Annotated in this window: 11 protein-coding genes; 4 read left to right on the forward strand and 7 right to left on the reverse strand. The window is 60.1% G+C overall.

Going from position 1 to position 14,818, the window contains the following annotated elements; genetic code table 11:
- Nucleotides 1–4: 4 nt before the first annotated feature.
- The 3 genes from Thiofri_RS17020 to Thiofri_RS17030 are packed head-to-tail and all read right to left on the reverse strand — an operon-like array spanning nucleotide 5 to nucleotide 5,592.
- Nucleotides 5–1,225, reverse strand: a complete 1,221-nt coding sequence (locus Thiofri_RS17020) for an RNA-binding protein (protein ID WP_009147690.1) — start codon at nucleotides 1,223–1,225, stop codon at nucleotides 5–7.
- Nucleotides 1,222–1,863 carry a hypothetical protein gene (locus Thiofri_RS17025; RefSeq protein ID WP_009147689.1) on the reverse strand — a complete coding sequence of 214 codons (642 nt, stop codon included), beginning with the start codon at nucleotides 1,861–1,863 and terminating at the stop codon, nucleotides 1,222–1,224. Before Thiofri_RS17025 ends, Thiofri_RS17020 begins: the two co-directional genes overlap by 4 nt.
- Nucleotides 1,864–5,592 (reverse strand): ATP-binding protein, encoded by a 3,729-nt coding sequence (locus tag Thiofri_RS17030; RefSeq protein ID WP_009147688.1) that lies wholly within the window; start codon nucleotides 5,590–5,592, stop codon nucleotides 1,864–1,866.
- A 540-nt stretch (nucleotides 5,593–6,132) separates the two neighbouring features.
- Here Thiofri_RS17030 and Thiofri_RS17035 point away from each other — a divergent pair.
- From Thiofri_RS17035 to Thiofri_RS17045, 3 genes are all read left to right on the forward strand, one after another.
- On the forward strand, nucleotides 6,133–7,086 hold the full coding sequence (locus Thiofri_RS17035; RefSeq protein ID WP_009147687.1) for a sensor domain-containing diguanylate cyclase: 954 nt from the start codon (nucleotides 6,133–6,135) through the stop codon (nucleotides 7,084–7,086).
- Nucleotides 7,087–7,410: 324 nt separating this feature from the next.
- Entirely contained in the window at nucleotides 7,411–8,568 is a 1,158-nt protein-coding gene (locus Thiofri_RS17040) for an ImmA/IrrE family metallo-endopeptidase (protein ID WP_009147686.1), read from the forward strand.
- A 9-nt stretch (nucleotides 8,569–8,577) separates the two neighbouring features.
- Nucleotides 8,578–9,069: a hypothetical protein gene (locus Thiofri_RS17045; RefSeq protein ID WP_009147685.1), complete on the forward strand. Its 492-nt coding sequence runs from the start codon at nucleotides 8,578–8,580 to the stop codon at nucleotides 9,067–9,069.
- On the opposite strand, the gene Thiofri_RS17050 is transcribed toward Thiofri_RS17045, so the two are convergent.
- On the reverse strand, nucleotides 9,009–9,641 hold the full coding sequence (locus tag Thiofri_RS17050) for a hypothetical protein (RefSeq protein WP_407702948.1): 633 nt from the start codon (nucleotides 9,639–9,641) through the stop codon (nucleotides 9,009–9,011). The two genes, Thiofri_RS17045 and Thiofri_RS17050, sit on opposite strands and share 61 nt — an antisense overlap.
- Before the next feature lie 396 nt (nucleotides 9,642–10,037).
- Here Thiofri_RS17050 and Thiofri_RS17055 point away from each other — a divergent pair, with 396 nt between their 5' ends.
- Nucleotides 10,038–12,257: a putative bifunctional diguanylate cyclase/phosphodiesterase gene (locus Thiofri_RS17055; protein ID WP_009147683.1), complete on the forward strand. Its 2,220-nt coding sequence runs from the start codon at nucleotides 10,038–10,040 to the stop codon at nucleotides 12,255–12,257.
- 50 nt (nucleotides 12,258–12,307) lie between these two features.
- On the opposite strand, the gene Thiofri_RS17060 is transcribed toward Thiofri_RS17055, so the two are convergent.
- The 3 genes from Thiofri_RS17060 to Thiofri_RS17070 are packed head-to-tail and all read right to left on the reverse strand — an operon-like array spanning nucleotide 12,308 to nucleotide 14,807.
- Nucleotides 12,308–13,096 carry a ParA family protein gene (locus Thiofri_RS17060; protein ID WP_009147682.1) on the reverse strand — a complete coding sequence of 263 codons (789 nt, stop codon included), beginning with the start codon at nucleotides 13,094–13,096 and terminating at the stop codon, nucleotides 12,308–12,310.
- A 16-nt stretch (nucleotides 13,097–13,112) separates the two neighbouring features.
- A complete protein-coding gene (locus Thiofri_RS17065) occupies nucleotides 13,113–14,390 on the reverse strand; it encodes a methyl-accepting chemotaxis protein (protein ID WP_009147681.1) in 1,278 nt (425 codons plus the stop codon).
- A gap of 42 nt (nucleotides 14,391–14,432) precedes the next feature.
- Nucleotides 14,433–14,807 carry a response regulator gene (locus Thiofri_RS17070; protein ID WP_009147680.1) on the reverse strand — a complete coding sequence of 125 codons (375 nt, stop codon included), beginning with the start codon at nucleotides 14,805–14,807 and terminating at the stop codon, nucleotides 14,433–14,435.
- Between the last annotated feature and the right edge of the window lie 11 nt (nucleotides 14,808–14,818).

Genomic DNA, 14,818 nt, shown 5'->3' on the forward strand with positions numbered 1-14,818 from the left:
TTGCTCAGGCCAGCCATAGCCGCAGGTCGCGAATGATGAAGTTGCCGCTGTAGAGCGGATGCGGCTCGCCGAGCATGTCCAGCTCGAAGTGATGCTTCTGCTCCTCGGGCAGGCCATCGTAGCCGCCGATCACCTGATACAGCCAGCTTTCGGCATCCCAGGGCAGAGTCTCCTGGCAATGGTAGTCGAGCGCCGAGATCGCCTGGCCGCTGTCGATGACCTGGCAGAAATAGGCGTCCACCGCTGCGCGGATCGGGCTGGATGTTACCTCGAAGGCGTCCGGTGTGTGCAGCGTCAGATCGGGCGCGTCGCCAAGGGACTGGACCGGTCGGTCTTGGGTCTGCTTGGCGCGGATTGGGGCTAGCAGGGCGAGCAGCTCGGATTCCAGGGTTGAATCGTGGATGTCCAAGCTCGCTGGATCCAGCACCGGTGCGGCCTGATTGAACAACTGTGGCACTAACCGAGCGGCGGCATGGGGTCCGACCTCATAGTCCGGATGCTGCTCCATGTGCAGCAGCCAGCCCTTGAGCAGCCGGGTGCGCCCGCGAATCTCGCGGAAGCGGCCTAGCTGTTCGAGCAGCCGCCCTTGCACGATGCTCAGCTCCTGGGTGCAGGCGCTCAGCGTGCGTTGCAGGTTGGTCACCAGCAGATGGCGCAGTTCGCGGAGATCGCCGGCGGACTCGGCCAGCGCCTGGAAACTGACCAGTTCCAGCCCGCTGAGCAGCTCGCTGACCTGAGTCTGCGCGAGCTCGTTTTCGCGAATCTTGGCGTTGAGCGTGCCGACGTAGCCGAACTCGTTATTGATGCGACTCCAGAGCACGCGGATGCTGTGCTGTAGGGTCTCGCCGAAGGCGTAGACGTGCTCTCTCAGGTCGGCCAGATAGACCTCGGCGGCGGCGTAGTCGCCCTGATGGTGGGCCTCTTTGTAGTGGTCGGCCAAGGTCTTGAAGCTGGCCAAGGCCGAGCCGGTGTTGGCGTCAATCTGACGATTGCGCTCATCACGCAGGGCCTCTTCCAGCAGCGCCCGAACGACGCGGCGCAGGTGCAGGTCCGCGCCGGGTTCAGGGCGATAGAGGATGCCGTGCTTGACCAGGCGCTCCTGCACCCCTGGCTCCAGCGCATCATCCGCCAACGAGCCTGCCAGGTAGGCGTCCATGATGGGCTCGGCCTGGCGTCCAAGCTGGCGCAAAAAGCGCACTCCCGATTGTCGCAGCGTGCTGCTCACAGCAACTGGCCCTGGCTGGCGAGTTCGGCCTGGGCCTCCAGGCCGAGTCCTTCGGCCTCATCGATAAAGCGGATGACCTCGTAGAGATAATCCAGCTTGCCCGTGGCCAGATAGATCTGTTTGTCCGGGTTGGGGCGGGTCAGATAGCCCAGCTCGCACAATCGCTTGAAGACCAGCTTGACCTGGGTATCAGTCGCCAGGCTGGTAGAGCCGAACAGCCGATAGTGGCTGATGCGGGCCAGTTGCTCGCGCAGCGCCGGGGTGTCCTCAATCACGGTCTGTAGCTCATTCAGACGCAGCGGCGCGCCCTCGGTCAGCGGCGCATCCTGGGCCGCCGCCTCCTGCACCAGCACCAGCCATTCGGCGATCGGCGTTAGTGCCTGGCAGATGTCGCGGAACTGCTGGCTGATCACCTTGCGCTCGTCGTCGTCAAACTGGCGATAGCCGCAGAAAAACACCTCGCTGTCGGCGCCGGTGCCGACCGTGGCGATCTGCCGGTTGAGCTGGCTTAAGTAGGCATCCACTTCCTCGCGATTGCCGGGGGTCGTCAGAAAGCGCCATCCGTCCTCGTCGGTTGTGCGACAGATGAAGGCCCCCTGAAGCAGACGCTCGATGACATGGCCTTTGATCGATAGCATCTACAGGCTCTCCTCTGGATGAGCGCCCGCTGCATGGTCCGGCTTGGAGGCCACCTCTCCCTGGTCGCCAGCCCCGCGTTGGCGCAGCTTGGCGGCGATGGCGTCGATGCGAGGCTTGACGATCTGCAGTTGGCGGGTCTGTTTGTCGACGATGTAGCGGTTGGCGAAGAGCCCGAGGATCTCCGAGTCAGGGTTGGGAAAGGCACCGAGCACGCGAATGTCGTTGGCGGCGCAGGCATCGAATATCTTTTTCACATTGTGATTGTGCAGGGTGCCCAGTTCATCGATGGGCCAGTGGATGGTCACCGGCGCACGCCCACGCAGCAGCCGGGTGAAGGCGAGCAGGAACTTGCACAGGATCATATAGGCCATGCCGTGACTGGATGATTCGTTGAGCTGGCGGTCGGTGCGGATCACCAGATCGCTCTGTCCCTCGCGCAGCCGCAGTTCGATTTCCAGCAGTCCGGCGACGCCGCCGCTCTGCGCCGAGCGGCCGATAATGTCCAGCGCCCGGCGCATGCTGCTGACATAGTCCTCGTCGGGGAGACCGCTGAAGTCGTCATCGCGCCATTCGCGGAAAGCATGGATGAATGCTTTCAGCTCGGGCCAGAACTCAAGCTCGGTGATGCGTGAGCGGATACGCACTGCCGAGTCCGACACCCCGTCGAGGGAGAGGTCTTCCGCCACCTCGCGAGTGATACGCGCGCTCTGCGTGGCGATGCGTTGGTCGATATCGGCCAGCACGTCGTAGTAGCTGTTGAGGTCGATTCCGAACAGCCGGCCCTGCTCGCGCAGCGCGGTCAGGCTTTGGGGCAGCAGAACCTTGAGCAATTGCTCCAGGTGCGGCACCAACTTGCGGTGGTCCAGCGCGGGGATCTCGCGCTCGCCAACCAGCATGCAGTCGGCGCGGCTGCGCTCCCAGAATTCCGCAAGGCTGGAGCCGGCGTTGCTGGCGATCAGTGTGTCGAAATGTTCCACCAAGACCTTGACCGCATCGAGCGCCTGTTCGCGCACATAAAGCTGCTTCTCGCCCTGGCGCAGACGCTCGTCCAGCGCGCCATCGGGCGGGGCCCCGTCACCGGACAATCTCAGCTCGCCCATGCGGCGCAGCAGGATCTTGAGCCGATTGAGCTGCTCCTGCGCCTCGTCTTTGCGCAGCTTGGTCTGGGCGCGCTCGGCTTCCAGTCGGCCGCGCTCGGTCTTGAAGGTGCTGGTGGCCGCCTTGAGCTCCTGGTCCAGTTCGGCGGCGCGCCGACGGCTGTCTTCGAGCGCCTGTTGGAGGGCCGGTTTGCGCTTCAGCCAGCTGTGCTGATACCAGTCGTCATAGCGCAGCACCTCGGGGCGGCGCCGCTCGGTGCGCTCGATGCGCTCATCGAGTTGGCGGATCTGCTGCTTCAAGGTCATGATGGCCTGCTCATCGACACCACGGGATTTCAATTCACCCTGGTACCATTGCTCGCAGGCGTCGAGCTCGGTCTGGGCCTGTTGCTTGCGTTCGTCAATCGCAGTGCGCAGGCGTTGGATCTCGCTGTCGATCCGCCCGATCACTTGCTGCCAGTGGGCCTTGAGCTCCATTGCGACTTCATTGTGTCTGGACTGGATGTCCTCGCGCCACTGCTCGCGCTCGCTTGCCAGCTGCTGAATTCGCGTCATCAGATCCGTCAGCGCCTTACGATCCTGGCGCTTGCGCTCGCTCAATGCCTCATTGATCCGGCTCTGCTCAGTGGAATGCTCCTCGCGGATGCGGCGCAAGTCGTCTCGACGGTTGTCTCGCTCAGTGCGTGCGACTGTCAGCTCAGGCTGCAAGGTCTCCAATACCTCGGAGTGCTCGCCAAGCTGGCGCTCGGCGGCCTGCTGCTGATTGTCGGCATCCTTCTTGGCATCCTCGGCCAGTTGCAGACGTTGGCGCAGGGTCTGCTCGGAGGCCGCATGCTCCGGGGTGTCGATGGCCGCCAGGTCCAATTGCAGGCCAAAGGCAGCGTCCTGCGCCGGCTCGGCCAGTGCGGGCTTTAGATCGCTGCGTTGCAGCAACGCGGGGTCGATCAGCTTGCCCAGGCGCGTTTCCCAATCGGGCTGCTCGCGACGCAGGAACTCAAGCAGGCTGTGCTGGCCGGGAAAAAGCAGACGCTGCACGGCATCCAGCTCGCGCTGGCGCCCGTCGACCTGGCGCCTCGCGGCTCGCAGAGCGGCGTCGGCGTCATTGCGCTGGCGCAGTTGCTGCTGCTCCCTGCCCTCCAGTCTGCGTACCTCGGCATCGGCTGAGTCGGCATCGGCCTCCGCCTGCTCGCGGCGCCGATCAAAAATGGCGAGAGACTGGCGCTCGTCCTCGGTGTAACTGGCACTCTCGATCTGGGTCTCCAGGCGCTGGCGATCCAGGCCAAGCTGGACGTCCCGCTCGCGGAAGTCTTCCTGTCCGGTCTCCATTTCCGCCTGCTGGCGTTGCTGCAAGGCACTGACCTCGGCAGTTTGCCGTTCTAGCTGGTCCGTCCTTTGGTCCTGCAAGACCGTCTGTTGCTCGCGAAGCTCGTCGAGCTGGCGCTCGCGCTGATCCTTGATGCGCTGACCTCGCTCCAGATAGTCGCGCTCCACATCCTGATGCTGATCAGTCAGCAACCGCAAACGTCCCCGCAGGTTCTCCAGGTCCTCACGCCAGCTGCCAACTTGCTCCAGATCGGCCCTGGCCTGCTCGATATCGGCCTCCAGGAAGCTCTGGTACTGCTGCTCGATTTGCTCAAGCTCGCCCTCGTCGCGGGTGATCTCGCCCTTGCTGGCTGATCGCTGCTGGTTGAGATCATCGCGCTGCTGCGTCCAACGCTCTTCCAGCTGATTCAGCGCTGACTCCATTTGCGCGATGGCCGCCTCGCTTTCTTCAATCAGGCGTTGCTGGCGCGGCTCATCGCTGCGATAGCCGAGCCGCAACCCGCTCAGGCGCCGTTCACAAGCCAGCAGATCCTGGTACTCGCGCTCCAGTTGCTCGAACTCCGGGCGCATGGCGTCGAATCCCTGGATCAGCCGGCTTTCGCGCATCCAGTCATCCACCCGCTGGAGCTTGAGGCCAGACGTCGGTGGGCTGACCCCGTCCTCTTCCAAAATGGCGGCAATCATGGAGCGCACGGTCTCCATCTTGCCCTCGCGCGAATGCACCGCCTGGGCTAGTTTCTCGATATGGCGCAGCGCATGACCGGGCTCGCAAAGAGAAAACTCTCGGGCAAAGGCGCGCAACTCGCCACTGCTGGCGCCTGCGGCCAGTTGGACGCGGTCGTTTTGCAGGATCGCGCGGTATTCGCGCGTATTGAGCAATCGGGTCGCGCTCACCTCCGCCTGCTTCAGTCGCCGACCCAGCTCGGCCATGCCGAAACAGCTCAGCGTGTCGCCATGACGGCTGCGGGTGTAGTCAGCCAGGTCGAATGCCTTCTGCACCAGTCGGTAGGCGACGCCCTTGCCGTCTGCGGAGGCGGCCAGCACGGCCTGACAGGCCTGTCCATCCATGCGCTGATATTCATAGATGATAAAGCTCTGCTCGGTCGGCAGGTACCAGCGCTCGAAACTGTCTCGGGTCGATGGCACGACCCGGCTGGGATATTCGCCATAGAACACGGGCACCAGCCGCTGCAGGGTTGTCTTGCCGGAGGCGTTGGTACCGCAGATGTTGGTGTGGGCATCGACGACGAGCTCCACGACACCTTGGAGATGGGTGTTGATCAGAATGATACGGTTCAGGCTGGGCATGCGAATCCTTGCGTAACGGGGAGACTGGCGGTGAATAAAGCGGGAGTCCCGGTGACAATCTAGCCCGCTCGTAAACGGGGCGAGAAATGGCCGCCAATGCGGTTACGGACTCTAATCGCCGAAGCCTCGCTGTGATCCGAACTAGGACAGACTGATCACCACGGTCGATCAGTTGCGCGCCAGCAATGGGGCTGAACCTTTAACCGCCTATCCGCCAATATTGCAATGTAGAATACTAGCCCGAAATCAGGGGGCAAATCTTAGAAATTTGTCACCAGAGACTGTTGGAAACAACAGCTAAGCTGCAATATTAGACACGCATCGAAACCGACACACCCCTAACCAAAGGCTTTCGACCGCCTTTTTTTGCGAGCACTCGCACGCAGCTGTCGCAGCAAGCGTGCGATAGCGTACAGACAGAATGGCGCTGCTGAGCTAGGTTGAGCGAAGAGTCAGGGTCTGCCCTCAGCCCTTCCCATTCGATGAAATATGCGGCTCTTGGCCATTCCCTCACGGACTCAGGTCATCCCTACTATCGTAATGATTCAAACAACGCACCGCCCTTGGGAAAATGAAGTCCTGGACCTGCTACTCGATGCAGTCTGCATCGTCGATGCCGAAGGCCGCTTCACCTACGTTAATGGCGCCTGCGAGACCATCTTCGGGTACACGCGAGAAGAGTTGATCGGCCAGCCGATGATCGATCTAGTCCTCCCGGAAGACCGGGAGCAGACCAAGCAGGCGGCAACAAAGGTGATGGAGGGGACTCCCACACTGCGCTTTGAGAATCGTTATCGGCGAAAGGATGGCCGAATCATCGAGTTGTCATGGACGGCCAGTTGGTCCGAATCCCTGGGGGTTCGGATCGGGGTTGCGCGCGACATGACTGAACGCAAGCGCGCCGATGAGGCGTTAGCCGATGCAAAGGAGCAGCTTGAGCGCTCAAACCGCTCCTTGCAAGAGGCCAATGAGATGCTCCAGCGCCTGGCCACCACGGATCACCTCACTGACATCGAAAACCGCTGGTCGTTCGAAAACAGGGCCCAGATAGAAATCAGCCGCGCACAGCGCTATGGAGAGCACCTGTCGGTCATTCTGTTCGATATCGACCACTTCAAGGCAATTAACGATCAGTTCGGCCATCTCATCGGCGATCAGGTCATCATCGAAATCACCAAGCGAGTGGGCCGCAATCTGCGCATGGTCGACATGCTTGCCCGTTGGGGCGGAGAAGAGTTCGCTGTGATCCTGCCAAACTGCAGGCTCAGCGATGCGGCACTAATGGCCGAAAAGCTTCGCGCCCTGATTGCCGATGAAGCCTTCACCCACGTGGGGCAAGTCACCTCCAGCTTCGGCGTCGCCGAGTGGGCACCGCAAGAGAGTCTCGATCAGTGGATCAAGCATGCCGATAATGCCCTATACGCGGCCAAGGCAGCAGGGCGCAACTCTTTTTGTGTGCATAAAGATCGACCGAATGGAGCGCATGAAAGCTAAGGCAACTCCCCGAACAAAGTACCTGCATCAGTCGGCTCTATGCCCGGACGCTCAAGGTCGATCAGATCTTTGTGCGCGACATGCTCAAGCATCATGAGAACCCCGACATCGCCGAAGGGGTCATCGGACTCGCCCGAGCCTTCAATCTCGCGGTCATTGCCAAAGGCGTGGGAACCCGAGGGCGACTAGGCCGCAATTCTCATCACCGGCGGAACCAGTAGGTGCGCGCGAAAGATAAAGAGGCGTTGCCTTGCCTATATCCCACGTTGACATATCTTAGGATAAGTACAGAATAATAAGAAATGCACAGTATTGGGCGGCGCCATGAAAGAACGCATCGGTGGAAATTTGTTGCGATTGCGGCGGGAGCGAAGCCTGTCCCAGGAAACACTCGCCACCCAGGCAGGACTCTCTTTGCTGGCCTATCGAAACCTGGAGAAGGGCCGATCCGAACCTCGCAGAAACACCCTGCTGGCCTTGGCAGCAGCATTGGATGTCCCCATCAAGGCACTGCTTCAGCCAGCCCGACACCTGCAACGGGTGCGATTTCGCTCGCTCAAAAAGCTCAAGCGACGGGATCAGGTGCTCGCTGATATCGCCCTGCGCTTAGCCAACTTTATCGACCTGGAAGCCATGACTGGTGACCGTTTGCCCCATGAGCTCAAGCCCTTGTGGGATGAACTGAGTCATCAATCCGAGCAAAACATCCCGGAACTGGCAGGCAAAGTGCGCAAGCATTTTGGGCTCAATAACAAGGAACCGGTGCACGATATCTGTGGCTTGCTGGAATCGCGCGGCATCAAGGTTCTCTCCCTCGAAGTACTCAGCGATGGCTTCATGGGGCTATCGGTGGCCGAAGAAGATGGTGGGCCAGCCGTGGTGGTTAACACCTGGCACCGTCTACCGGTTGAGACCTGGATTTTCAGCGCCGCCCATGAACTCGGCCATCTGCTGCTGCATCTGAATGCCTACGATGTGGGCGAGGAGCGGGAAGATCAGCAACAAGAGCGGGAAGCCGATAGCTTCGCCTCGCATTTTTTGATGCCACAAGCGGCATTTGCCAACGAATGGCAGGATGCAGAAGGACTGCCACTACTTGATCGTGTGTTCAAGATCAAGCGGGTCTTTCGCGTCAGTTGGCGCACCGTGCTATATCGTGTTGCGGAGTCTGAGCCGGAACAAAAGCGCGCGCTTATCTGGCAGCGGTTCAATCGCGCTTACCAGCAACGCAATGGTAAATCCCTGCTGAAACATGATGAACCGGATGGCATTGCCCGGGAAATCTATCACGGTGACCAAGCTCAACGGTCCACTGGGTTGGAGCCGGCCAGGATGGAGAAATACGATTTTCAAGGCGACAGGCTCTGGCGGCTAACCAGACACGCGGTGGAAAACGACCAGATTACCCTCTCCCGGGCATCGGAAATACTGCGCCTGCCCCTGCTGGAGATGCGCGAGTTGTCGGCCAGTTGGATGCTATAGGCAGATAGGATGCTGCTCATCATTGATGCCAATGTCCTGATCGACTACGCACAAACGAATCGACAAATACTCGCTCTGGCGGCGCGCCATCTCGGCAGGCTCCAAGTGGCACGGGTGATATTGGATGAGGTAGACCAGCTCACAGAGGCGGACTGCCACGCCTTGGGGCTCAGCATCGTGGATGAACCTGTGGATCTCTTGGCTAGCGCGGCGGAGCGTGGAGGGGCCTTGTCATTCGAGGATCACGTCTGCCTGCTACTGGCCAAGCAGAACAGTTGGACGTGCGTAACAAACGACAAGCGGCTGCGTGCGGAGTGCGAAAAAGAGGGCGTAAGTACCTTCTGGGGGCTGCGATTGCTGATCGAACTGGTACGAGCGCGGCACCTTGATGCAGAAGCCGCCGCAGCGACAGCGCAAGCCATCCACGAATCCAACCCGCGTCATATAACGCCACAGATACTGAAGCAACTGCAAAGACAGTTGCGAGAAATTGAAGATTGAGACTTCTGCACGAAGAGCGCAATCGGGGGCGCGGCTGGATATCTCAACCTAAAAACGGCAGATGCCACATCGGCACGGTCGCGATAAAGCTGGGCGACGCTGAGAATCTCATTGGTGAGCGAGGTGATCAGTACCGCGTATTCATAGACCACCGTCTCCTCGGTCAATTCCGCGAAGCTCAGTTGCAATTGATCCGGATCGCTCTGGTCGACGACCGCCAAGTCGCCTTTGATCCGCCGACGCAGCACAATGGCGCGGCGATGGCGCCCCCAACCCTGCAAGCGCAGCGGGGTTTCCGCGCCTTCCCAGCCCTGTCCGGCATCGCACCAATGGGCGTCGCGCATCAACCGCTCAATGCTCTGCTTGACGCCTTTGCTCATGCGCAGCTTAAACAGGAATGGCACCCCTTCCTGTTCGGCGCGCGCCATGTTTGCCTCACTCCCCCAGTCACGATCACCGCGGATCAGCGACGGCCAGAGTGAACGGGGCAATCGACCCAGTAGTTCCCATAATCCCGGCGCACTGTATTTGGAGGCACTCTGGTTGCCAGGCTTGACCTCGACATCCAGCACCAAGCGCAAGTTGGCGATGAAATAGGTGTGATAGGTATGCGATGGACGCCCGGGCTTGTGCGGGTTATCCTAAATCCGGCAGCTCGGGAGCCTGAAATTCTCTAAGCCCATGTTTTGTAAGTAGGCCACTCAACTTCGGAGCAGTTGGAATGGTCACTAAACGAGTGACTTGCAACTTCCAACAATGTCGCATGGATTCAGGCTAATATGATCAGAAAGCCAGCCCAACTGCCGGGTTTACGATTAAGGCAGCTCCCCGCAACGAAGTAAGCAGTGATTTCTGATAACCAGCGCCGACCTGAATAGTCAACTGATGCATCAATGACATGCCATTTTTCCAGGACTTGACAGTTATTAAATTACAGAAAGGCCAAACAAGCGGAATCGACCTATACGATGGAACAGGGATCTAACAGCCACAGCGGTTGCAACGAGCCCGAACATCTATCGTCCGCGCCGCGCGCCCTGTGGTCGAACGAACGCGAACAAATGCTCTCCCACGCCGCACGTCTGGCGCAGGTCGGCGGCTGGACGCTTGAGCCAAACAGCAGTCGCTTCCGACCGACGGTTCACTGGTGCCATCTCCACGGTGTCGAGCCGGGTGAATCGACCCTGGACAGCCTGCTGCGAATCCTCCATCCCGATGATCGAGCGGGGATGCTGGCCGCCATCCAGCGCGCCTTGGAAGAAAACGCGCCCTGCGTTCACCAGCACCGCATCATCCGTCCGGACGACCAAAGAACTCGCTTCATTCAGGACTATGGCGAGTTCCTGTATGACGCCAATGGCAAGCCCACGGCCTTGTGCGGCGCCGCGCAGGACATTACTGAGCGGATTCGGATGCAAGACGCAATCCGGGATACCGAGGAACATTTGTATCTGGCGTTGCAACTTTCAAAAACGGCGATCTGGGAGTGGCATACCGACACCGACCAAGTGACATGGTCTGAGGATATGGCTTCAATGTGGGGCCTTGCTCCGAGACTGTTTCGTGGCACCTTCGAGGAGATCGCCGCGCGCATCCACCCCGATGATCTCGCGCACTGGCGCAAGAGCATGCAGGCCTGTGTTGAGGATGGCGCCGAACTCAAAATCGAGTTTCGTGTCCTCTGGCCCGACGGGTCAAGTCACTGGTTGGCCACCGATGGTGACGCGATTCGCGGCGCAAACGGTCGAGCCATCCGCCTGGCAGGTGTGGCCCGCGACATCACCGAACGTAAAACGAGCGAGCAGGATTTGCTCGACAGCCAGATACGTTTGGAACAGTTGGCCTATTACGATCATCTCACCGGACTCGCCAACCGACGCCTGCTCCTGGACCGACTGCGCCAAGCGATCGCGGTGGCCGAACGCGAGAACACGCAGATCGCCGTCTGCTATCTGGACTTGGACGACTTCAAGCCCGTCAACGATCAGTGCGGGCACGAAGTAGGCGACATTCTTCTACAAGCCGTTGCAGCACGTCTGGTTTCCTGTGTCCGCCCAAGCGATACCATTGCCCGTTGGGGTGGCGATGAGTTCGCGCTGCTGTTTGCCGATGTCGTGGATCGGGACGCCTGTATTCAGATCCTTGACCGTATTCTGCATGGCCTGAACGAACGTCTGATCAAAGAGCAACCACAGCCCGTTTCGGCCAGTATCGGGGTGACCCTGTATCCGCAAGATCATGGCGATGCCGATAGCCTGTTGCGACACGCTGATCACGCCATGTACCTGGCCAAGCAGTGCGGACGCAACAACTATCAGTTTTTTGACCCAGAGAAGGATCCTCTGGGCATCGCGAACCGCGAACGTCTGCGCGACATCCAGCAGGCGATTAACGCCGGCGAGCTAAGACTCCTATATCAACCGATCGTCAACATGCGCAGCGACTCCACCGCAGCGGTCGAGTCTGTCGAGGCGCTGGTGCGCTGGCAGCATCCGCGGCGCGGCCTCCTGGCGCCGGGCGAATTCCTGCCCGCCATTGAGGGCAGCGACCTGATCCGCCAACTCGATCACTGGGTGCTGCGCGAAGCCTTGACCCAGCAGGAAGCCTGGATCCGTCAGGGGCTACAACTGCGCCTGCATATCAATGTCTCGGCCTATTCCCTGCTGACACCCGATTTCATGCTGGAGGTCTCGGGATTCATTGGTCAGCACCCGGGTGTCCGGCCCGGTGGGATTGAACTCGAAATTCTGGAGACGGCGGCACTCGATGATCTGGATCTGGTCAGCACGGTGATCCGCCAGGGTACCCTGCTCGGGCTGTCCTTCTCACTCGATGACTTCGGGACTGGCTATTCGTCGCTGACCTACATCCGTCGGCTCTCCGCCCGGACACTCAAGATCGATCAAACCTTTGTGCGCGACATGCTCAATAATCAGGAAGACCGCGCCATCGTCGAAGGGGTCATCGGACTCGCCCGCGCCTTTAATCTTGCGGTCATAGCCGAAGGCGTGGAAACCCTGGAGCACGGTTGTCTGCTGATGCGCCTGGGCTGTGATCGAGCCCAAGGCTATGGCATCGCCCGTCCCATGGATGCCGAGCGCCTCACCGAATGGGCGACCGCTTATCGGCAGCCCGCGCTCTGGGCTGAGCTAACGGAAGACTTAGCGGAAAACTTGGCACCGGCATAGCACAACCAAGCCGCTTCCGCGTTCATCCGGGCTGTCTCGCAAAATATGTTCTATGCATTCTTAGAGTCAGCGTCCACGCCATCCAAGAGGGGCACGAGGGTTGCTGCAAGATTGGCGAAATCCTGAGCGCCACGACACTTTGGCGCATAGCTACGAACCGGCTTGCCAACGCTGAAGGCTTCCGCCAAACGGATGTCGGAGCGAATGCCGGCCAGGACTCTCAGGGCGCCGAATTGACGCACGACCTCGCCGGTTACCTGACGATGCTGGCGGACGTATTCCGCCGACATGGTCGGCAGAAAACCGAGGATTTTCAGGTGCGGATTGGCGCCGCCCGAGATGATCTTGAACAGCACCCGCATCAGTTGCCGCACCCCTTCCCGCGAGAGATGGTGCGGAACATAAGGCACCAGCACCCAATGCGCCGCCGTCAGTGCGTTGAACAGCAAATGATCCAGGGAAGGAGGCGTATCCAAGATCACCAGATCGAAAGCCGAGGCAATGTCCTGGTGCGCGAGCGCCTGGGCCAAACGATCTTGACCGCCCACACCGCTACCATGCTCGAAGCGTTGATCGGCAGGGCTCAGGGAGAGATTCGCAAAGGCGCTCGGGTAGACGGCAACCGAGAGTTTTGCCAGAGGATCGAGAAAGATGCTATGGGCCGTGGGCGAATCCCGGTCCAATTTCAGGCCCAGCCCAGCGGCACAATGGCCCTGTGAGTCGAGGTCAACCAGAAGAACCCGACGCCCGAGCGCGGCCAGTTCGGCGGCGAGATTGACTGCCACCGTGGTCTTGCCGGTCCCGCCCTTGCGGTTGGAGACGGCAATGATCCGGGGCATGGCTAGGGCGCACCCATTAAAAAAGCTCGATCTGGGGCCGCTCGTCAGTCGCCGCCCCGGCACCGACCACTGCGGCGTGAGCATTGCGCTGACTGGACATCACATAGCGATCAAGATGTCCATCCAGGCGCTCCTTGAGGCTCGGATGCACTGAGCCATCCCATGCGGCATCGCCAAAACGATCCATGAGCGACTGCAAATGCTCGTCCAACTCGCCGAGAGCAATTCCGACCTGTTCCAAGCGTTGGCGGACCACATCCTGAAACTGAATATATCCCAGTGCGCCGGACAGGCGTGTGACGATTTCCTGATTCCCCGTCTCCACCCCTTGAATCACCTCCAGCAGCAAGGCGCTCCCCTCGGCGAAACGCGCCTCCATGGCGCTGATGTCGGTGATAATCCGATGAATATGGTCGCTGTATTGCTTGCGGTCCCTGGCCTCGCGTGCCACGATAAGCTCTTTTTCCGTGCTCTCGGTCGCTGCGCTGATCTTGCGGGCGATATCCTCGGCCGCGCTGGCGGTTTGGGTAGAGAGCGCACGCACCTCGTCCGCCACCACAGCAAAACCACGTCCCGCCTGCCCCGCACGGGCGGCCTCAATGGCCGCGTTGAGCGCCAGCAGATTGATCTGTTTAGCAATGTTGGCAATCACCCCAACCAGTGGGGACAGGGCATCCACCTGGCCGGAGAGGCGCTCGATACGCTCCAGGTTGCTCTCCAGTTCCGCCATCTGCTCATCGAGATGCTCGCTCAGAACACCGACCACCTCCTTGTTGCTGGTCGCTTGTTGTTCCATGACCTCCGCCAGCTCCATGCCATTCGCCATGGAATGCCCGATTCGATCCATCTGCGCTTGGGAGAGGCCGTGAACCTGATTGATCTGCTCGATGACCGCCATGACGCCCTGCTCTGTCTCTTGAACGCTGCCTTCCATCTGCTTGCGCATAATGTCGAGGTAGGGCGAGACATGGCTGATCTCGTCCTTGATTAGGGCTTGTTGCATGGACGCATTTTCAAGTTGGTGGCGGCCTTCGTGAAGCACGCGACTGAAGACCTCCAAATCCCTGCGCAAAAAAACCCAGGCCAGGACTCCGGTCAATATCAGCACGGAGACTGTCGACAAGAAGGTGGTGATGGCGATCTCGGCGGCATAACTCATGCCCAACGGGGTGATAAACAGATCGCGCAGCCAAGGCGAGATCAGCCAAGCGACCGACACATTGATAGCCAGCGCCATGGCAGCGGCCATCAGCAGCCGATTGAGCGCATCACGCACAGGGATTGGCGTTTCCATCGCAGCCATTCTAAGGTTCATGGTGGCGGCCACTTCCCCCACCTAAGCACCCGGCAGCACTTGCTTGATCACCTTAACGAGAGCAGGCCCGTCCACAGGTTTCACCAACCAGCCGGTGGCGCCCAGTTTCTTGCCCTCGTCGCGCTTTTCCGCCTGAGTCTCGGTGGTCAGGGTCAGGATAGGCGTGAAGCGGAAACCCGGCAACGCGCGCACGTTCTTAATGAGTTCCAGCCCACCCATGTTGGGCATGTTGATATCGGTGATGATGAGATCGGGCTTCACTCCGCCCTTAAGCTTAGTCAGAGCCTGCACCCCGTCTCCGGCCGTCTCGACCTGGAAGCCACTCATCTCCAGGGTCGTCTTTACGCTATAGACCATGGTGGCAGAATCGTCCACGATCATAATAGTCTTTGACATTCATGTGCTCC

This window comes from Thiorhodovibrio frisius (assembly GCF_033954835.1).
GTDB lineage: Bacteria > Pseudomonadota > Gammaproteobacteria > Chromatiales > Chromatiaceae > Thiorhodovibrio > Thiorhodovibrio frisius.

Bases quoted from the DNA above. Each gene is read 5' to 3' on its own strand.
- Thiofri_RS17055 (WP_009147683.1), top strand. From the start codon at position 10,038: ATGGAACAGGGATCTAACAGCCACAGCGGTTGCAACGAGCCCGAACAT.
- Thiofri_RS17035 (WP_009147687.1), top strand. From the start codon at position 6,133: ATGATTCAAACAACGCACCGCCCTTGGGAAAATGAAGTCCTGGACCTG.
- Thiofri_RS17065 (WP_009147681.1), bottom strand. From the start codon at position 14,390: ATGGAAACGCCAATCCCTGTGCGTGATGCGCTCAATCGGCTGCTGATG.
- Thiofri_RS17025 (WP_009147689.1), bottom strand. From the start codon at position 1,863: ATGCTATCGATCAAAGGCCATGTCATCGAGCGTCTGCTTCAGGGGGCC.
- Thiofri_RS17060 (WP_009147682.1), bottom strand. From the start codon at position 13,096: ATGCCCCGGATCATTGCCGTCTCCAACCGCAAGGGCGGGACCGGCAAG.
- Thiofri_RS17040 (WP_009147686.1), top strand. From the start codon at position 7,411: ATGAAAGAACGCATCGGTGGAAATTTGTTGCGATTGCGGCGGGAGCGA.
- Thiofri_RS17030 (WP_009147688.1), bottom strand. From the start codon at position 5,592: ATGCCCAGCCTGAACCGTATCATTCTGATCAACACCCATCTCCAAGGT.
- Thiofri_RS17070 (WP_009147680.1), bottom strand. From the start codon at position 14,807: ATGTCAAAGACTATTATGATCGTGGACGATTCTGCCACCATGGTCTAT.
- Thiofri_RS17045 (WP_009147685.1), top strand. From the start codon at position 8,578: ATGCTGCTCATCATTGATGCCAATGTCCTGATCGACTACGCACAAACG.